Below are 18,173 nucleotides of genomic sequence, written 5' to 3'. Positions count from 1 at the left end.
AATACTGCAAAATCCCACCCTTTAAAGAGTGGGATTCGCTTAAAAATAAAACTCTTGTAAACTTACTATGACCAAGACTCTTCTGGGGATTTATCGCTAAATAAACCTAAGAGCGGCCCAAGAATTGCCCCGAAGATAAAGCCGCCTGCATGGGCCCAGTAGGCAATACCGCCGCTTTCCATACCGATGTTGGTAGGTGTTTCGAGGCTGACAAGTCCGTAGAAGGCTTGTTCGAGAAACCAAAATCCCAAAAAGAAGTATGCAGGAACGCGGAAAGTCGGGAAGAAAAATCCTAATGGCACAACGCCAATAACTTCAGCTTTGGGAAAGCGAAGAATGTAGGCTCCCATAACACCTGCGATCGCACCACTCGCACCCAATGAAGGAATGCTAGAATCTTGACCGAAGTACCACTGCGTTAATGATGCTAAAACGCCGCAAGATAAATAGAACAATAAAAATTTAGCATGACCTAATTTATCTTCAACGTTATTACCAAAAATCCAGAGAAACAACATATTGCCGGCCAAGTGCAACAAACCGCCGTGCAAAAATTGTGAGGTAATCAAAGTTGCCCACTCTGGCACTGGTTGATGTACAGAAATACCAGCAAAACTCAACGTCAGTTCTCGTGGAACTACAGCTGCAAGGTGTAAAAACCCATTTAATGCTCGTGGGGGAAGACTTGATTCATAAATAAATGCAAGGACGTTGGCAGCAACCAGTCCATAAGTCACATAAGGAGTAATTTTTGTAGGATTATTATCTCTAATGGGAACCACGGGCGTTTTTCCTGACTTGAAGACACAAACTCTACATTACTGAATTGTGCAAGTAGTTTCTTCTACCTCGTGGATAGTTCTGGCTTTAGATTTGAGATTGAGTCCTGATTAATCTTAGGCAAGAGATGGCGATCGCTTAAAACTCTTTGCTCGCCCAGCACCACTGCACAGACTGAAAAATTAAAAATGCTCTATTGTATAGCCTTTTGAAGCATTTTTCATGCTATCTTAATCTCCGTCAGTGTACTAGTAAGATTCATAATCATTACAGTACATTTTCCACAATATACAAAGCAAATTGCCAATAACCTACATTGAGGCTAGCAAATGAAATTATGCAGCCAGAATTATTTTTGATGCAGCAAGATGTTAAACCGTTAATTGAGTCGCTAATTACATTTACAATTACGTTTAGTAATGCTAGCGATCGCCTGACTGTTCTCCAAAACGCTAATCTTGATAAAGCTTTCCTGAGCAGTATAAATCTTAGTGATGAGCCTAGAATATTTGCTCAACAATTAGTCTCAAGATTTAGAAATTACCGCGTTTCCAATAACAAATTGGACTATCACCCTATGATAGAGCTGCTCAAACACCTGTGTGAGATTGCGCCTAACTACAATGAACTAATCAATGATGTACCTTTATTCAGCAGACTAGCTCAACAGGGCCAAGAAAACTTCAAAGCTTTGGTTGCTCGTAATAGCGTTGCCAGTATTATTATGGACTCACCGAAAGGTAGTCATATTGGAACAGGTGTGTTAATCCGCAAAAGTTGGCTACTCACTTGTAATCATATTTTTAGCAAAAGTCAGGCAAAAACAGCTTGGGCACGGTTTAATTACGTCGAAGGAAGCCACAATTTAGATTCAGATGTCTTTGAACTCGATTTAGCAACACTGATACGCTCCAGTCAACTTGATTATGCTGTGGCTAGAGTCAAAAATGTGCCACAACAACAAAATGTTACAGCTAGCGATGCTCTATTAGATAGTGGTCAGAAAATTCGTTTGATTCACCATCCGCAAGGACAACACGCAGTCATTTCAGAGCTAGGTGAGATTTTGCAAGTAGGAGCAGATTACATCGACCATAATATCAGCACAGAAAATGGTTCATCTGGTGCGCCAATTTTCAATTGTGATTGGCAATTAGTGGCTATACATCGAGGAAATTTAGGTATAGCTGCGGGGCGATCGCAAGAGCCAGAAACAACCTCTGGTGTTCCTGTTCGTGCCTTCTGGCAAAATATTCAAACTCAACTGTTTTAATATTGTTTAGAAAGTGATTTATGAATTTGCCATTTTCAGAATTGTTCAGACGAAATTCCCCAAGGTATCAAGCCCAGTTTCTAGAAGAATATTGCGTTGATGTAGATTATGATGCTACGCCAATCAAAGCGGGAGAAGCTTATTGTCGCCTATGGTTAGTAGAGATGCATTTAGCTAAAGACGTGGATTGGTTGAGGGAAAGATATCCAGTAGTTCATGCTGCTATTCGCTTTAATCATGATGGTAAATCTTTAACAGTTCCCTGTCTTGCCGAACCAGGACATCTAAAAGAACTGACAAAAGAAAATTTAAATAAAGTGATTCAATATAACTATCCGCTTACACCTTTATTTCCTTTCAACAACGGTTTAGTAGAGTTGCAAGCAGGTTTATTTAGTATGGTTAATAGCAACCCTATTGGTAAATTTATTAAAACAATGGGAAGGTTTTCGGAGTTATTGCCAGTACCGAATATCTCATCTTTACTGAAGATAGTAGAACCTATATATCGAGGAATTGAAGACTTAATTGGTGCTGGAGAAGGTCATTTAGAGTTAGGTTATCAGCAAACATTTTCGGCAGCTGGTGGAGGAGGTAACAATGATTTGAGAGCAGGTTATTTAGTCGCAATTTTAGCTGAGGAAAACCAAATTAATCCAGATACACTTTGTATCGTAAATGATAGTCTAAAAATCGTTCATTATAAGCTAAAAGAAACTGCATTTGGAAGATCCAAAGATTTCATTAAGGATGCCAAACCACTGGAAGGCTACAGCTATATGCTATTCCGTATAGAAAAACGTACATCTCAAGATTGGGAGTCGCTAACCCAAATTAAGGAATTGGTGAATAAAGCTCAGGAGGCTGTATTTGATGGTAATTATAACAAAGCAAAAAATCTTCTTTTGCCTGCAATTAAAATAGCAATTTATTCTAGCCCTGATTTGATAAAAGTTGACCGTGAAAACATGGTACTGAAAATTCAAGATTATTTGAGTGAGATTGGTTTACAAGGTGCGAGCACACAAAAGCGATCGCTCTTTTCAATTATGCAGCGTCCTCTACCAGTTTTAGATGCTCAGACAGAGGCAGAATTGACAGCGTTAGAACAAATTTTTGTACAGTAAAGTGATTATACTCCTTCCGAAACTGATTTATGACGCCGATCAATCATAAACTTTCTGCTGAGTTGCAGAAAGTTTTAATTAACAATACTTACTTTCAAGCTTTAAATAATAATTCTAGACAAGACCTATTAGTTAACTGTGGCTTAGGCAAATACTGTCATAGAATTACTTTAGATAAGAAATCATCTGATTATATTTCTAGCATTTTTAGTCAATTTATCCAAATTAATATTTACGAAAAACCAGCATTAATTATTTTTCTAGAGTATATACTTATTTTAAGTGATGTGAATTTTGATTTCTCATCGCAAGAACAACAATTAATTAAGCTTTTTATTGAACAATTAGAAAGAAATTATAGATATAATAACTTGCTAACTGAAGGTAGGAATATACCTCCTCCAGTTCAACAACCGCTCAAAGTTGATCGGGGTATAATTGTTAATTACGACTTAGAAATTCTGATGAGTAAATTCAGACAAGAAGTCAGGCAGGAAGGAGCATTTGCTTTTGCTGTTAAAGGCGAGCATCGAATTTTGGAGGAGTATATTATCGAGCGAATACAGAGGGAATTGAAATTGTTAACTGGGCGTCCAAATGTAAAATTAGAAATACGGCTTTGCCCAGAAAGCATTTCTACTTCAAGTATAGAAAATAAATTTTTAAATAAATACAATTATCAAGACTTTCCTGAATTATTTAATACAGAATGCAATCCAGATATTTTACTAATTATCTGGAATCACAATGATTCTAAGAAATATATGGATTTATTAGCTTTATCGGCTCAATCTTTTTGGCAAAATATTTCACCTTCTTTATTACCATGTCTAATTCATAAAAGTCGCTGTTTCGTCATAATTTGGGCGAATGTTGGTAAATATTTATTAAGCGGATTTACTGTCTTAAAAACTCCAAATAATTTTCAATTGGAAGATTTAGAACCGTGGTTTCGTGGCCAGCTAAGAATGATAGGAATTGAAGCTACGCAGATTGAAAAATACCTCAAGCGACTGCGAAGTCAATCTGGAGATTTAACAACAACTTATTTAGAAATGAAAGACATCCTCCAAGAGTTAGGAGGTACTAGGCGTTATGGATAAATTAGCAAGAATTTACAAAGGTGAGGGTAAACGCCGCTACAAGCAATTTACGGATGCATGGATGCATGAAGAACCTTATATTGCCTCTAAATCTTTAACTGATGCAGTTAACACCGCCCTTTATCTGCGTCGTCCTTTATTGCTTGAAGGCGATCCAGGTTGCGGTAAAACTCGTTTAGCTTATGCAGTTGCTTATGAATTAGGTTATCCCCTTCATACCTGCTACATCCGTTCTTCTAGTCGAGCGCAAGATTTACTATATGATTATGATGCATTGAGGCGATTGTATGATATCCAAGAGGGAAAAGTAGCAAATAATCAAAATCAAGCGGCATCAAGAGAGAAGTATGTCACTTTAGGAGAATTAGGTCAAGCGATCGCACAGTCCCAAAATGATATTCCCTCAGTTGTACTAATCGATGAAATTGATAAAGCCGATATTGATTTTCCGAATGACTTGTTACTGGAACTGGATAGATTGCAATTTCAAGTCAAAGAAGTGCCAGAAATGAAGTATGATGCTTTAAAGGGCAAAACACGTCAGGAACGGCGAGACTGTTTACCACTAATTATCATCACTAGTAACCGAGAGAAAGAATTGCCACAACCTTTTCTCCGGCGTTGTTTATTCTACTATCTTGAATTTCCTAATCAAGAAACGCTGAAACAAATTCTCCAGAGCCATTTTCGTAACCAGATTACGCCCATATTTGAAGTAGCGCTGAAAAAATTTTGGGATCTGCGGCATGAGTTAAAGAGTTGGCGAAAAATACCCGGAACCAGTGAATTTTTGGATTGGGTAGCAATTTTAGAGCAAAAGCAGCAGGCTAACCAACTAAATGCCGAAAAATTGGCAAGTACCGATGTAGTATATTTACCTCATTTAGAGACGCTGGTGAAAACTCAAAGCGATCGCAACGCCCTTAATAGCAGGAGAAAAAATCTGGACAAGGAGAATGGCTAAACTAGATTTCTTACTGCTTCAAGTTTTTGAACGGTTACGCAAGCAGGGCGTACCGCTGGGAGTATCAGATTATCTTACAGCGATCGAGGCAATTCAAAGCGGAGTAGGGCTAGAAGATCCTGACAGTTTCAAAGGATTATTTCGCTTACTTTGGGCAAAGTCACGCGAAGATCAAGGACTGTTCGATTTGGCTTTTGCAGAGTTAGTAGAACCCGAACTGCAAAATACTACTGTACATGATGACTTAAATATTCTTACTCCCACTATTACACCTGGTGAAGAGTTTTTTGAAAGCTTACCAGAACGTTTTATTTCTCAATTCCAAACTGCAAAAGATATTTCGCAACTAGGTAACAATCTGCCAGAATCTGAGCTAGTTATGAAATCACCACAGCAGTGGAAGAAACTACCTACAAAGCTTGTAAAAAAGTCATTTGTATTGGAAATTGAGCCAACAAAAAAAACGCATTATTATCAATTAACAACTCGGTTGCCCATCAGTCGGCGAGAGATGGCAGGAGTCTGGCGATATCTACGCCGTCCTCAACGAGTAGGTGTCCTTGAAGAGTTAGATGTGGAAGCTACAATTAGCAATCTTTGTAGTTCTGGCTTATTGCTACAACCCGTGTTGAAGCCCCGCCGTCGCAATCAAGCTCAATTAGTGGTACTAGTAGATCGGCAAGGTTCAATGGCTCCCTTTGCTTCTTTAATTGAAGCGACAATTGAAAGTATCTTACGAGGCGGTTTACTTGGCAAAACTAAACTTTACTATTTTCACGATCGCCCAGAAAATCTGCTTTATCAACGCCCTAACTTGACTAATGCTCTACCTTTAGAAACAATATTAAATGAGGAAGCTAAAGGCAACAGTGTATTGATTATTGGTGATGCAGGCGCAGCCCGTGGTTATTACGATCTCCAGCGAGTAACAGAAACCAAATTATTTCTCCAAACCCTTAGTACCTACACTTACCTCTATGCTTGGCTCAATCCTATGCCGAAATCTCGTTGGGTAGCAACAACAGCAGAAGATATTGCCTGTATGATACCGATGTTTCCTTTAGACCGAGAAGGTTTAGATGATGCGGTAAACATTTTACGAGGGCATCCATTTCCTCCGGGAGTTGGTATCGATGAGCAAAATTCTTGAAGAGATTATTAAAGCTCCCAGTACGGTTAGAGAACAATGGCTTTCTCCCGATTTAGCAGTACGGGAAATATTGGCATTTGAACGAAGCTTTGGTTCCAAGCATTTGATGCTTGCTTGCCATGCTGCATTGCCATTGATTTTAACACCAGAACTCTTGAATTTAATCCACATCAATTTTCTGGATGATAAACAAATTCCTTGGTTTGCCGAAGTTGATTTTCTGCTCTCGTCTTTGTGTCGTCCGATTGATGATGGTGTCTATGAAGTCGAACCATCAATAAGAGAAGTATTGCTTTTAGAATTAGAAAAGAAGTTTGGTTTAGAACGCCCGTCTAGTTTAGCTAATTTTTTACAGTTCTACTTGGATGAAAAATCTGGTTTAAAGCAAAGTTTAGAAGTAACTCGTACTCAATTGTGGATTGCACAAGCTTATATTGACCCAAATAAAATAATTATTGAACTGACTAACTTATTAGAGTCAAGTCTATCTCAAAATAATGATATTTTTAGCCTTTCGCAGAAAATACAAGTTACTAGAATGCTAGAAATTTTAACAGATGCGCTTCAGCATACAAATCAGTGGAATAAATATCAATATTTGATCGGTAATAGCCGAGTTGTGGCAAAGATGCTTTATGGAGATGAGCAAGCTTTAAAACGAAAAATTAGGCAAGAACATGCAAAAGGAAACATAGATAATAGTACATTAAAGTTACTTTCATTTTCTATACTCAAAATATTAGGAATTAACCAAAAAGCTAATGAAGATGAAATAAATTATTTATTTGAAACAATTGAAACTAGATTTTTAGCAAATCCTCAAAATTGGAATTTAAATACATTATATAAAGACTTATCATCAGCTAAACAAATATTGAGTCGTGGCAAAGAAAAGGAATTAACACCATTTGAAAAGCAATGTTTACATGTGATGCTTTTCCTTGATAACGAACGTAATTATTATGGATATTTGTCACCGAAGGAAATTAAACAAATAGAGCAAATATTAAATAGTTCTAATCTCAGTCTATATCGATATATTGAACAAATTACAAAAAAATGGCGAGAAACACATTAAATAATTGGAGAGAAGCAACGGAGCTACTTAAGAAAGCTGGTTATCAAGAAAAAGGAGGCCATTTTAGTACCTTACGCTCTAAAATAACTGATGCTAATATACTCAAAAAGACTCTCCGAGACTTGGGGATTAGCGTCAAAACTGAGGCTGACGTTCGTGGCTACAATGGTCAAAGGGTTTGTTGTGACGTTGTTGCTGTTCTAGAAGGAAACTATGATATAGGTTGGGCACGTAATTCTGACGGCAGTTTTGATATGATTGCAGATTTAGCGGGTATTACCAACAAGCATAATCAGACTGAGCTAATTAACAGCATAAATCAGAGATATGCTGTTAATCAAACTTTGGCAAATATCAAAAATAGAGAAACAATAAAACCTAAATGTTCAAGATGTGGCTTTGTTCAAGTTGTTCAATCTGGATATCATAACTATAAGAAAACTTATAAGTGTCAAAGCTGCGGCAATGAATTTTTTAAGGCATAATTTTAACTTCAAACTAAATTGCTACTCAAAAGTATAAGCGGGATTTTCCAAAATTTGAGGCTACGATATCACATTAAAATCCGAAAGCTAAAAATCCACCATCAACGGTGATACATTGTCCAGTGATGAAAGATGCCACAGGCATACAAAGAAATGCCACTATACCTGCTACTTCTTCTGGTTGACCAACTCTTCCCATAGGTGTTTGAGACAGAACTAATTTCAAGAAATCTTGGTTATCAAGTACAGACTCAGTTAGAGGCGTGCGAATAGCCCAAGGTGCTACAGTATTGACTCTAATACTATCTGAAGCCCATTCAACGGATAGCGATCGCGTCAGTTGATTTATAGCCGCTTTAGTCATACCATAGGGAGCGCCTGTACGATTCGAGACTAAACCCGCTACAGAACTGATATTAACAATGCTGCCGTTTTTGCTATTTTGCAGCAAAGGATAAAACAGACGGCACATCTCAAAAATTGATGTCTGGTTTGTCTCGATGATGAATTGATACTCAGTTAGTGTATAGTCTACGAGTTTTTTACTAATATTTGTGCCAACATTGTTGACCAGAATATCTAATTTATCCCAGGTTTTGCTAACCTGCTCAAAGATGACTTGACGACCATCAGAGGTTGCAACATCTGCTGTTATCCCAGATGCAGGTAATCCAGACTGTTGCCAGATACTCACTTGTCGGTCAATATCTTCAGAACTCCGCGCTACTATTATGACTTCTGCACCGAGAGATAAAAACTCATTGGCAACAGCTAGTCCAATACCTTTGGTAGCACCTGTAATCAGCGCTTTCTTTCCTGTCAGTGTCCAGCGTTCGCTCATTTGAATTAGACTGATTTTTTCTTTTCAAGCTCCCAATAACCTAAGAGTTTATCTTGCAGGCGTCCAATGCGATCGCCTTTTGTCGTAATCTAGATGATTGCCATCCCTAAACCATTCACAGCATTTCAACCCACTGACAAACTCATGTTTTTTGGAAATTCATTAGAAAATCAACTACAACGGTGGAACGAAACTATTCGCAATCAACCCCAAAATCCTAATGCTTATATTCGTCGAGGCATGGTTAAGTTCCAGTTAGCGAAAATTGATGAATCTATTGAAGATTTTGATATGGCAGAGCAATTGGATGCCCGTGTCAAACCCTACCTGTGGCAACGGGGATTATCGTACTATTATGCAGAAAGATTTGCCGAGGGCGCTCAACAGTTTGAAATAGATTTAACTGTGAATGCTCAAGATGTAGAAGAAACAGTCTGGCGATATCTCTGCATAGCTCGTATTTCAGGTGTTGAAGAGGCACGTAATTCTTTACTAACTGTGAAAAATGACCCTCGGCGTGTCATGCAGCGTGTATATGATTTGTATGCAGGAAATTGTACGCCAGATGATGTTTTAAATGTTGGTATATCTGAAGGGATAAATGGAAATTTTTACAGTCATCTTTATTTGGGATTATATTATGAAGCTGAGAATAATCTTAATTTAGCTCAGGAATATATAGTTAAAGCTGCTGATAATTACAAAATTGATGATTATATGTGGTATTTGGCGCAGGTACATAAAAAACTGCGAGGATGGGGATAGTCTATGTACTAATATCGCAGCATTTTATCGTGTATATGCTTTCTGGCTATGGTCTTAGCAAGTCCAGCCCATTGTATTTTGCTAATTGCTGAAAAGCCTAATCTATCGAACCGCCAAGACGCCTTCTCTACGAGAGGCTTCCGCCAACGCGTTCGCGTAGCGTCTCGTAGAGAAGAACGCCTTCGCGCAGCGTCTCGTAGAGAAGAGTATCTAACAAGAAAGCACTCATTCCATGTATTCCTGGAAGACTTCAAGAGGTTCATCAAAGTCATGAGGCAAAGGTAAAACAAAAGTTCCTTGTAAAATTCCAGAACGACGCTTTTGTTGTGCTGAACTTTCCTGAGAAACACTCTTTGAATAATTCTCAACTAAATATTTAGCATAATGTAATAGTTCTTGTTTAAGTGAATCTGGCATTTGCTCTATTGTTTGTAAAATTTCTGCATCAATAGCCATGATTTCTCCTGAGAGGTTATTCTGCTGGTAATTGTCTGGTAAGTGATGGCAGAGATTTTATCTCACATGAACCTTTACAGCTTTAAGCAATCGATGAATGATTCACCTTATTTAAGGTAGCAAAAAAAGAGCGTTATCTTAATTGATATCCTGAATAAGTACTAACGCCCCAGCATTTTATCTGGCAAATGTTTAATGCGATCGCTCCTTAGATTTTCACTAATAATTCCCGAATTACGATCGCACAATCACCAAAAGCTAAAGGTGAAATCGTCACATCCTCTGCAAAAATACTCTCACTGCGATAGCCGTCTGGACTCGGAAGACGATACATATACAACTTGCGTCCATTGATATCTAAAATCCAGTACTCAATAATACCTGATTTAGAATATGCCATCGCTTTGATTTCGCGATCGTATTTAAGACTAGAATCAGCTATTTCAATAACTAAAAACACTTCCGAAGCATTGGGATGATGGTCTTCATAATCCAATGGATTCGGCTTCACCACTGAAATATCTGGTTCTGGTTCCGAGTAATCATCAAGTTGCACTGGTGACTGAATTCTTAATAAAACTTTGTCACCCAAGCGTTGACGTAATAGCCTTTCTGTGCGGATAATTGCAGATTCGTGAGCAGTACTTCGACTCCGCTCAGTAACCATTCCTTTGGCGGACATTTTGATAATTTGTCCCGCTATTAATTCTAAGCGTTCTTCAGGATGAAAAATTCCTGTTTCCGCCATTTTATGATATTCTTTAACGCTAATTAAGCGAAGATTGGCGATCGTAAGTTCAGGTTAACGCCCCAGCATTTTATCCCGCAAATGTTTAATGCGATCGCGCAGTTTTGCAGCTTCTTCAAATTCGAGTTTTTTCGCCGCTTCTTTCATCTGTGTTTCTAACAAAGTAATCAATTCTGGAATCTGTTCTAAAGGTAGTTCATCGATATGTTCGTCTACGACTTTTAAGTCAGTTGCATTCAACCGTCGAGATATATCTAAAAATGACAAAATCGCATTACTCGATTTTTTCACAATCGGTTGTGGTGTAATTCCATGCAGTTTGTTATATGCTGTCTGAATCCCGCGCCGCCTGTCTGTTTCGTCAATGGCTTTAATCATGCTATCGGTGAGATTATCAGCATATAAAATTGCTTGTCCTTTGACGTGACGCGCAGCTCTACCAATAGTTTGAATTAGAGAACGTTCGGCTCGCAAGAAACCTTCTTTGTCTGCGTCCATAATTACTACTAAGGAAACTTCTGGTAAATCCAAACCTTCCCGCAGCAAGTTTACTCCCACCAAGACATCGAAGTTACCTTCGCGTAAGTTCTGCAAAATTTCAATTCGTTCAATTGAATTAATCTCAGAATGTAGATACCGCACTCGAATACTGTGGTCTTCCAAGTATTCTGTTAAATCTTCCGCCATACGCTTAGTTAATGTGGTAACTAAAACTCGTTCGTGGCGGTCTACTCTGTCTTTAATTTCTCCTAATAAATCATCAATTTGTCCTTCCGTCGGACGCACAGAAATTTCTGGATCGATTACTCCAGTTGGTCGAATTACTTGTTCTACGATATGACCTTCAGAAACTTCTAATTCCCAATTTCCGGGAGTTGCTGAAACGAAAATACATTGGTTGACTTTTTGCCAGAATTCTTCTGCTTTCAAAGGACGATTATCAGCAGCACTAGGAAGCCGAAATCCATGTTCGATTAAAACTTTTTTTCTTGCTTGGTCGCCGTTATACATACCCCGAATTTGAGGTACAGTAACGTGAGATTCATCGATAACTAATAGCCAATCTTTGGGAAAATAATCAATTAAACATTCTGGTGGTTCTCCAGCTTGTCTTCCTGCTAAGTGACGGGAATAGTTCTCGACGCCATTACAATAACCAACTTCCCGCAGCATTTCTAAGTCGTAACGCGTGCGCTGGTCTATACGTTGCGCTTCTAATAATTTCCCAGCTTCTTCTAAGTAAGCTTTTTGTTCTTTTAATTCTGCGGCGATGTCTTGACAAGCTATTTCTAAGCGTTCTTCTGGAGTGACAAAGTGACGCGCAGGATAAACATTTACGGCTTCTAAGCTTTTAATAATTTCCCCGGTTACTGGGTCAATATAACGAATCGCATCTATTTCATCGCCAAAAAATTCGACGCGAATTATTCGGTCTTCGTAAGCCGGGCCAATTTCTAAAACATCACCCCGGACGCGAAATTTTCCCCGACCCATTTCTATGTCGTTACGGCTGTATTGCACATTTGTCAAATCCCGTAAAATTTGACGTTGATTTACTTCCATACCTATCTGGAGAGGGATGGCAGCTTTGAGATATTCTGATGGGATTCCTAAACCGTAGATGCAACTGATGGAAGCAACGACGATGACATCACGGCGTTCAAAAAGCGATCGCGTCGCTGAATGCCGCAACATATCTATTTCATCATTAATTGCCGCTGTTTTTTCAATATAAGTATCGGTGACGGGAATATATGCTTCCGGCTGATAATAATCGTAGTAGCTGACGAAATACTCGACTGCGTTGTTGGGAAAGAATTCTCGTAGTTCGTTACAAAGTTGTGCAGCTAAGGTTTTGTTGTGCGCCAAGACTAAAGTAGGCTTGCCAATTTTTTCAATTACTGCTGCTACTGAAAATGTCTTGCCTGTTCCCGTGGCACCTAGTAAAGTTTGGTAATGATTGCCAGCTTTGATACTAGCACTGAGTTGGGCGATCGCTTGCGGTTGATCGCCTGTCGGACTAAAGGGAGCTTGAAGACAAAATTCTGTCATACAGTTTTGCTGAAAATACCCTGCCTGATTGTGACGATTTCACGCCCTATATATTGTAGCTCGCTAATTAAGCGACAAAATAGCAATAATCCTTTACAAAGTTTTACTATTCCGATTTACTTATGTGTAAGTTTTAAAGATTTTTATATCTATGTGAGGATTTTTAAGGTTAAACTTTGATACATAGGAAAAAATCATCTTTCCTTAATTATTGTAAAATTCAATTAATAAACCAGAGGTGTTTAGTTATGGCTATTAGCAGTGGTGCTAAAGCGATTAATCCTCGGCAGAAGTACGCAAAACTGAAAGGGGAAACTACAGTGGAAGTTGAAAATCACCAAGGCGAGAACGTGAATAAAGATCGAGTCGAGCAAGCTAGCGAACAGTCAGCACCAGAAACTCGTGGAACACTGACCATTGCTGGAGTTCGTCCCATAGGTAGCAGCGACTTGCAAGTTGCAGAACAACTTTCAATTTCTGGAGTGCGTCCTGTTAGTACCAGTAGCTTGGAAGTTGTAGAAACCTATAATGCAATGGGTATTCGTCCAATTGGTGCTAATACATTCAAAGTAGTTGAAAGTATTAATCTCTCTGGTGTTCGTCCAGTTAGCTCAAGTTCATTAGTAGTAGCCGAAAGCTATTCAGTATTTGGTAACCGTCCAGTAGCATCAAATGATATAGACGATTCTGCAAACCTCATGGGTTTTCTAGATTAGACAAAAAGAATATCCCCATAACTTTATTAACCCAGTTCCGTAAGGAAACTGGGTTTTTTAGTTTCAACAGGCCAAATAAGGAGAAGGCAGGAGGTTTACGCTGAGCGTAGCCGAAGTGCAGAAGGGAAAAGCCAGCGTCGTTCGCGGTTTTAAACTTTTGTATTTTACATTTAATTATGTCTACCTACTTATATAGATAGGAATCCGGTTTTATTTCTGAACTTATCTATGTGGGTAGGCAAGAAGTAAGAGGGTTATAGAAGATTGAAGGTTACAGAATTTTATTCAAAAATCAAATAGCAGTCTTATATAACGCTTGTGCTGTGCCAAGCGCATCAGATAAATAATTTAAAAAATCAAAGCGGATTCCTATATTTGTATTTCTTCTATGTCTTTTAGCATAGGTAACTAAGCTTTAATTCTTTTAATTTAAGTTTAAACAATAGCTACGATGCTTATTCTAATTACTTTTCTGAATTCTGAATTCTAAATTCATAAATCTAAATTATTTAATATACCTTGTGGTGGAAGGCTCTATCGAAAACCTTAAGTTAGGGTGTAAGGGTAATAACAAAGGATTTCAAAGTTACTTTATTGCTTTGAAATAAACTTAGATAAAATAAACAGGAGTATCAAAATGAGCTTAGAAGATCGGGCTAAAGCTGCTGCTAAGAACATTGAAGGAAAAGCCCAAGAAGTAGCAGGAAATGTTACTGGCGATCCAGAAGATAAAACTGAAGGTAAAGCAAAACAAGCAGAAAGCGAAGTGCGTCACGGCATTGAAGACGTAAAAGAAAATATCAAGCGGAAAATTGACTAGATTTCATATTTTTTGCCAAAAATATCAAAGTTATCAAGGTGTATCCAATTTTTGCAAACCAGATATGAAATGTCTAGGAGCTAGCTAAGCTAAACTCATTTTACAGTTCCTAAATAAAGGATAAATAAGGGTCTTAGCTTAGCTGACAGAAATTATGTAGAGACGTAATTCATCGCGTCTCTACACTCTTTAAATCAGCTTTTTTAAATAGAGACTTGTCTGTAAATCTTGAAAGTTTTACAAATTTCATTAGCTGGAATTTACTAGCTATTTACTTTGTTCTTCAAAGTGTTTTGTTAGGAGGAAAAGATGAGCCTACTTCAACAAAGTCGCAAAATATTCGCGGCTTTAGTTTTAACTGTAGTTTTGATGATAACTACTGCTTGTGCTGGTGGTACAGTGGCACAACTTGACCGTACAACAACCGCGCCAGCCGCTAGTCGAGATGTAGCTTATGCACAGTTAGAGCGTGGCAATACTCCAGGAGGGCAAACTTTTGGTAACTGGGTTGTGCAAACATCCCAAGGATTAATTAAAGATGCCTATGTTCGTGATAACAACAAATTAGGCATTGTGATTTCTCCTCAAGTGCGCCCTAATGAAGTTCGACCATTAGCAAAATCTTTAGTCCAAGGTTTTCGTAAGAATTTCCCAAATCAAGATTTGAAAGTTTTGGTTTATAGCCCTGACAAGCAATTAATTTTGACTACTGAATATGACGTTCAGACTAACCAAGTCAAGTATACCTAATTGCTGATGCCATCGAGAAAATAGGCAGTGGGGAGATGGGTAAATCGAACCATAAAAAAGGAGATTAAAAAAATGACAAGTAATCAAGAATATAGACGCCAAATCATGAAAGATTTGGCTGAAGGAAATGTAGAATCTCTGGATGAACCTACAGTCAATTCAACAACCGAATATCAAAATTTTGATGATTTTGCCCAACGGACAACACCAGATCAGCGTAAGCATTTGTTTGGTAGATCTTTGCATCCAGATAAAATTCCTACTAGCCAAATGGAGCCGGAATTACAACAGGCGATCGCTCAAATTAAACCCAACGAACGCGATGATGTAGCAAGGGGCTTTTTCAAACACTTAAAAGAAAGAGGACTAGATGAACGACATCTAGAACAACAGTTGGGTCTTTCTACACATCACGCCAGCCGCATGAGTGCTGATGATGTTAGCAAACTCGCGTCCTTTGTTTATCACAACCATCCAGATATTTTCCGCGAAGTATTAGCAGATCAACCAGCTTTGATTAAATTTCTCAGTAATCCTGTAGTGGCAGGTATTCTTGGAATTGCAGCTGCTAAATGGCTAGGTAGTCGTAAATAAGCTGTGTCTGGGTTCTTAATTTGTTGTGTTGCGTAACAAAGTATGGTGGGCTATGCCCACCTTTCTTTTTGCCTATTATTAAGAGATTTATGTATAAAACAATACATTTAATATAACGAGATTTATTTTTAACTAAATAGAACTCATATAAATCTTACATCTGTATTTATCTATTGAAATACCTTAAAATGCTGACTATTCATAACTTATAGAACTATTTTTAAAGGTTTAGATAAAAAGTATACTTTGAAATTTCTGTAAATTCAGATAAAAATGAGTTGCAAATATTTAGTTTTTCCGCGAAATTAAGCTTATATCTACCGAGAAAACACGTAATTATTTTCAGCATATCAATACCCAAGAGAGATTGAAGACTTCAGTCATCTCGATCGCTATTTTCAGATGTGACAGTGTGAGCGATCGCCTTAGATGCTTCGATCGGCGATCGCTTTGAGGTACTGCGAACTTTGGATTTACCGTAAATCCATCATCAACTTTTATCGGTTTACAGGAATTATTTCAATGATTAAATTGACAGCAAAACAAAATTTACTTAACGTTTGTAGCGTAGCATTATTTACTGCTGTCGCAGCCGGAACAATTAGCACAGGACAGGCGCAGGCGCTTGTTGTGACTTTTGACGATCTTCCTGCGACTAGTGAATTTGATGGCAATCCAATTCCAAACGGCTATGGCGGATTGAATTGGGATAACTTTTTTTATCTAACTACTCCAACTTTTGAGATTAACCCATCTGGTTATCAATTTGGAACAGTTTCATCACCAAATGTTGCCTACAATGGATTTGGAGAACCCGCCACAGTAAGTAATGTAAGTTTAGCAGGTAGTACATTTAACTTCAATAGTACTTATCTGACAGCAGCTTTCAATAATGGCTTAAATATTCTGGTAGAGGGCTTCTTAGGTGGAATAACTAAATATTCAACAACAGTAAGCGTAGATACTACATCTCCGACACTGTTTAATTTTGACTTTCTTGGCATTGACAGTTTAAGATTTACATCCTTTGGTGGCATCGATGTAGGATATGGTGGCTTTGGCACACAATTTGTCTTAGATAACTTCACCTATGATTTTGAGACTGTTCCCGAACCTACAACTATCTTAGGTTTATTGACAGTCGCCAGTTTTGGTGTGGCTTTGAACCGCAAACAAAAGCAGCAACAAAAAGCTACTAGCAAAGTTTAGACAACAAACTCATCCAATAGATAGTTGCATTCGACTAAAAAGAGTCTTTTAAGTGTGGAGTTATGAGTTTTTAACTCCACATTTCTCATTATGTTTTATATATTTTTTTGTCAAAGATGGTGTAATATTGCCTGAAAAATTAATTTAATTTCTGTTGCGGCCGCAATACCTACTCTTTTAGTAGCGATTTCTACGACGGCCTGTACAGTGACGAAACTTTACCCAATCCGAAAATTATTCAAAATATGATAGATTCCGTAGTAATATACCACAGGCATTAACTATCTTCAGTTACATCTGATTGTTAGCGCTATAAAACTTACAATCGATGAGAATATACAGTGAGCCTAACTCTTTACTTTCTCCGTCACGGACAGACAGAATGTAGTCGTAATAATTCCTTTTGTGGTTCTCTAAACTCAGAACTGACCCCAGAAGGCTTAGAAATGGCAAAAGCTTTTGCCGCTGCATACAGTTCTACACCTTGGACAGCAATCTTTTGTAGTCCAATGCAGCGAACTTTAGACACAGCAAAACCTTTATATCAAGCCATCGGAATCGAACCACAACTTAGAGATGGTTTGAAGGAAATTAATTACGGTGAGTGGGAAGGAAAAACCCCAGAAGTAATTAGCCGTGAATATCACGATGATTATATTCGTTGGTCAGCAGATCCGGCTTGGAATGCGCCAAACGGCGGAGAAATGGCAGTTACAATTGCTTCTCGCGCCATGCAAGTAATTGAAGAAATCAAGCAAAATTACAGTAGTGGCAATGTTTTAGTAGTTTCCCACAAAGCAACTATCAGAATTATTTTGTGTAATTTATTAGGAATTGATGTCGGACGCTTCCGCTTTCGTTTGGGATGTCCTGTGGGGTCGGTCAGCGTAGTAGAATTTAGCTCACACGGCCCGTTGTTAAAATATTTGGCAGACCGTACTCATTTAGATGAACGTTTGCGAAATTTGCCAGGAACGTAAAGAGGATGCGGGGATGGGGAGAATGGGAGAGAAGTTATTTATTATCGTTTTGTTGGTTGTGAGTATCTGGTTGGGTGTATTTGCAGAAAACTTTGATGCCGATTTTTAGAATACATAACACACCGAGAAACATGGTGCGTTAAGCGTTGCTATAACGCACCCTACAATTTGAGGTTTACTTTATAAATCACCTCTGAGAGGTTATGAAAGCGATCGCTTTTGTGGCAAATGGTTATGCGATCGCATAAAATGAATCTTGATTAAATTACCAGATATTAAAAA

The 18,173-nt window shown here is 38.1% G+C and carries 18 protein-coding genes and 1 pseudogene; 14 read left to right on the top strand and 5 right to left on the bottom strand.

Annotated features, from left to right (window positions below; translation table 11 throughout):
* Nucleotides 1–65 precede the first annotated feature (65 nt).
* Nucleotides 66–782, bottom strand: a complete 717-nt coding sequence (locus NSTC745_RS12135; RefSeq protein ID WP_445637354.1) for a rhomboid family intramembrane serine protease — start codon at nucleotides 780–782, stop codon at nucleotides 66–68.
* Between the two features lie 335 nt (nucleotides 783–1,117).
* Between NSTC745_RS12135 and NSTC745_RS12130 the strand changes: the two genes are divergently transcribed.
* The 7 genes and pseudogenes from NSTC745_RS12130 to NSTC745_RS12100 all read left to right on the top strand — a co-directional run.
* Nucleotides 1,118–2,053, top strand: a complete 936-nt coding sequence (locus tag NSTC745_RS12130) for a trypsin-like peptidase domain-containing protein (protein WP_445637353.1) — start codon at nucleotides 1,118–1,120, stop codon at nucleotides 2,051–2,053.
* Between the two features lie 20 nt (nucleotides 2,054–2,073).
* On the top strand, nucleotides 2,074–3,180 hold the full coding sequence (locus NSTC745_RS12125) for a hypothetical protein (RefSeq protein ID WP_445637352.1): 1,107 nt from the start codon (nucleotides 2,074–2,076) through the stop codon (nucleotides 3,178–3,180).
* A 29-nt stretch (nucleotides 3,181–3,209) separates the two neighbouring features.
* The gene (locus NSTC745_RS12120) at nucleotides 3,210–4,283 is read left to right on the top strand and encodes a hypothetical protein (protein WP_445637351.1); all 1,074 of its coding nucleotides are present in this window, start codon (nucleotides 3,210–3,212) and stop codon (nucleotides 4,281–4,283) included.
* Nucleotides 4,276–5,247, top strand: a complete 972-nt coding sequence (locus tag NSTC745_RS12115) for an AAA family ATPase (protein WP_445637350.1) — start codon at nucleotides 4,276–4,278, stop codon at nucleotides 5,245–5,247. Before NSTC745_RS12120 ends, NSTC745_RS12115 begins: the two co-directional genes overlap by 8 nt.
* Complete coding sequence (locus NSTC745_RS12110; RefSeq protein ID WP_445637349.1) at nucleotides 5,240–6,397, top strand: VWA domain-containing protein; 1,158 nt, start codon at nucleotides 5,240–5,242, stop codon at nucleotides 6,395–6,397. The genes NSTC745_RS12115 and NSTC745_RS12110 overlap by 8 nt, the downstream gene beginning before the upstream one ends.
* Complete coding sequence (locus NSTC745_RS12105; RefSeq protein ID WP_445637348.1) at nucleotides 6,381–7,475, top strand: hypothetical protein; 1,095 nt, start codon at nucleotides 6,381–6,383, stop codon at nucleotides 7,473–7,475. The genes NSTC745_RS12110 and NSTC745_RS12105 overlap by 17 nt, the downstream gene beginning before the upstream one ends.
* An 83-nt stretch (nucleotides 7,476–7,558) precedes the next feature.
* A pseudogene (locus NSTC745_RS12100) lies at nucleotides 7,559–7,840 on the top strand (DUF1257 domain-containing protein); the annotation flags it as partial.
* Between the two features lie 193 nt (nucleotides 7,841–8,033).
* On the opposite strand, the gene NSTC745_RS12095 reads toward NSTC745_RS12100, so the two are convergent.
* Nucleotides 8,034–8,801, bottom strand: coding sequence for an SDR family oxidoreductase (locus NSTC745_RS12095; RefSeq protein WP_445637347.1), 768 nt, complete (start codon nucleotides 8,799–8,801; stop codon nucleotides 8,034–8,036).
* Between the two features lie 144 nt (nucleotides 8,802–8,945).
* Here NSTC745_RS12095 and NSTC745_RS12090 point away from each other — a divergent pair, with 144 nt between their 5' ends.
* Nucleotides 8,946–9,566: a hypothetical protein gene (locus tag NSTC745_RS12090; RefSeq protein ID WP_445638588.1), complete on the top strand. Its 621-nt coding sequence runs from the start codon at nucleotides 8,946–8,948 to the stop codon at nucleotides 9,564–9,566.
* 225 nt (nucleotides 9,567–9,791) lie between these two features.
* Here the strand turns inward: NSTC745_RS12090 and vapB are convergent, their stop codons facing one another.
* From vapB to uvrB, 3 genes are all read right to left on the bottom strand, one after another.
* The gene (vapB, locus tag NSTC745_RS12085; protein ID WP_445637346.1) at nucleotides 9,792–10,022 is read right to left on the bottom strand and encodes a type II toxin-antitoxin system VapB family antitoxin; all 231 of its coding nucleotides are present in this window, start codon (nucleotides 10,020–10,022) and stop codon (nucleotides 9,792–9,794) included.
* Between the two features lie 208 nt (nucleotides 10,023–10,230).
* On the bottom strand, nucleotides 10,231–10,812 hold the full coding sequence (locus NSTC745_RS12080) for a Uma2 family endonuclease (RefSeq protein ID WP_445638587.1): 582 nt from the start codon (nucleotides 10,810–10,812) through the stop codon (nucleotides 10,231–10,233).
* Between the two features lie 12 nt (nucleotides 10,813–10,824).
* Nucleotides 10,825–12,822: an excinuclease ABC subunit UvrB gene (gene uvrB / locus NSTC745_RS12075; protein ID WP_445637345.1), complete on the bottom strand. Its 1,998-nt coding sequence runs from the start codon at nucleotides 12,820–12,822 to the stop codon at nucleotides 10,825–10,827.
* 248 nt (nucleotides 12,823–13,070) lie between these two features.
* Between uvrB and NSTC745_RS12070 the strand changes: the two genes are divergently transcribed.
* The 6 genes from NSTC745_RS12070 to NSTC745_RS12045 all read left to right on the top strand — a co-directional run bounded on the left by NSTC745_RS12070 (nucleotide 13,071) and on the right by NSTC745_RS12045 (nucleotide 17,891).
* Complete coding sequence (locus NSTC745_RS12070; RefSeq protein ID WP_445637344.1) at nucleotides 13,071–13,538, top strand: hypothetical protein; 468 nt, start codon at nucleotides 13,071–13,073, stop codon at nucleotides 13,536–13,538.
* 637 nt (nucleotides 13,539–14,175) lie between these two features.
* Nucleotides 14,176–14,358 (top strand): CsbD family protein, encoded by a 183-nt coding sequence (locus NSTC745_RS12065; RefSeq protein ID WP_096534524.1) that lies wholly within the window; start codon nucleotides 14,176–14,178, stop codon nucleotides 14,356–14,358.
* A gap of 309 nt (nucleotides 14,359–14,667) precedes the next feature.
* Complete coding sequence (locus NSTC745_RS12060; RefSeq protein WP_445637343.1) at nucleotides 14,668–15,108, top strand: hypothetical protein; 441 nt, start codon at nucleotides 14,668–14,670, stop codon at nucleotides 15,106–15,108.
* 72 nt (nucleotides 15,109–15,180) lie between these two features.
* A complete protein-coding gene (locus NSTC745_RS12055) occupies nucleotides 15,181–15,702 on the top strand; it encodes a hypothetical protein (protein ID WP_445637342.1) in 522 nt (173 codons plus the stop codon).
* A gap of 429 nt (nucleotides 15,703–16,131) precedes the next feature.
* Nucleotides 16,132–16,911, top strand: coding sequence for a PEP-CTERM sorting domain-containing protein (locus tag NSTC745_RS12050; RefSeq protein ID WP_445637341.1), 780 nt, complete (start codon nucleotides 16,132–16,134; stop codon nucleotides 16,909–16,911).
* 341 nt (nucleotides 16,912–17,252) lie between these two features.
* The gene (locus tag NSTC745_RS12045) at nucleotides 17,253–17,891 is read left to right on the top strand and encodes a histidine phosphatase family protein (RefSeq protein WP_445637340.1); all 639 of its coding nucleotides are present in this window, start codon (nucleotides 17,253–17,255) and stop codon (nucleotides 17,889–17,891) included.
* Nucleotides 17,892–18,173 lie beyond the last annotated feature (282 nt).

It is taken from the genome of Nostoc sp. DSM 114161 (genome assembly GCF_052692665.1).
This window is presented reverse-complemented; position numbering and strand designations above follow the sequence as displayed.

Bases quoted from the DNA above. Each gene is read 5' to 3' on its own strand.
- NSTC745_RS12130 (WP_445637353.1), top strand. From the start codon at position 1,118: ATGCAGCCAGAATTATTTTTGATGCAGCAAGATGTTAAACCGTTAATT.
- NSTC745_RS12125 (WP_445637352.1), top strand. From the start codon at position 2,074: ATGAATTTGCCATTTTCAGAATTGTTCAGACGAAATTCCCCAAGGTAT.
- NSTC745_RS12120 (WP_445637351.1), top strand. From the start codon at position 3,210: ATGACGCCGATCAATCATAAACTTTCTGCTGAGTTGCAGAAAGTTTTA.
- NSTC745_RS12115 (WP_445637350.1), top strand. From the start codon at position 4,276: ATGGATAAATTAGCAAGAATTTACAAAGGTGAGGGTAAACGCCGCTAC.
- NSTC745_RS12110 (WP_445637349.1), top strand. From the start codon at position 5,240: ATGGCTAAACTAGATTTCTTACTGCTTCAAGTTTTTGAACGGTTACGC.
- NSTC745_RS12105 (WP_445637348.1), top strand. From the start codon at position 6,381: ATGAGCAAAATTCTTGAAGAGATTATTAAAGCTCCCAGTACGGTTAGA.
- NSTC745_RS12095 (WP_445637347.1), bottom strand. From the start codon at position 8,801: ATGAGCGAACGCTGGACACTGACAGGAAAGAAAGCGCTGATTACAGGT.
- NSTC745_RS12090 (WP_445638588.1), top strand. From the start codon at position 8,946: ATGTTTTTTGGAAATTCATTAGAAAATCAACTACAACGGTGGAACGAA.
- vapB (WP_445637346.1), bottom strand. From the start codon at position 10,022: ATGGCTATTGATGCAGAAATTTTACAAACAATAGAGCAAATGCCAGAT.
- uvrB (WP_445637345.1), bottom strand. From the start codon at position 12,822: ATGACAGAATTTTGTCTTCAAGCTCCCTTTAGTCCGACAGGCGATCAA.
- NSTC745_RS12070 (WP_445637344.1), top strand. From the start codon at position 13,071: ATGGCTATTAGCAGTGGTGCTAAAGCGATTAATCCTCGGCAGAAGTAC.
- NSTC745_RS12065 (WP_096534524.1), top strand. From the start codon at position 14,176: ATGAGCTTAGAAGATCGGGCTAAAGCTGCTGCTAAGAACATTGAAGGA.
- NSTC745_RS12060 (WP_445637343.1), top strand. From the start codon at position 14,668: ATGAGCCTACTTCAACAAAGTCGCAAAATATTCGCGGCTTTAGTTTTA.
- NSTC745_RS12055 (WP_445637342.1), top strand. From the start codon at position 15,181: ATGACAAGTAATCAAGAATATAGACGCCAAATCATGAAAGATTTGGCT.
- NSTC745_RS12050 (WP_445637341.1), top strand. From the start codon at position 16,132: ATGCTTCGATCGGCGATCGCTTTGAGGTACTGCGAACTTTGGATTTAC.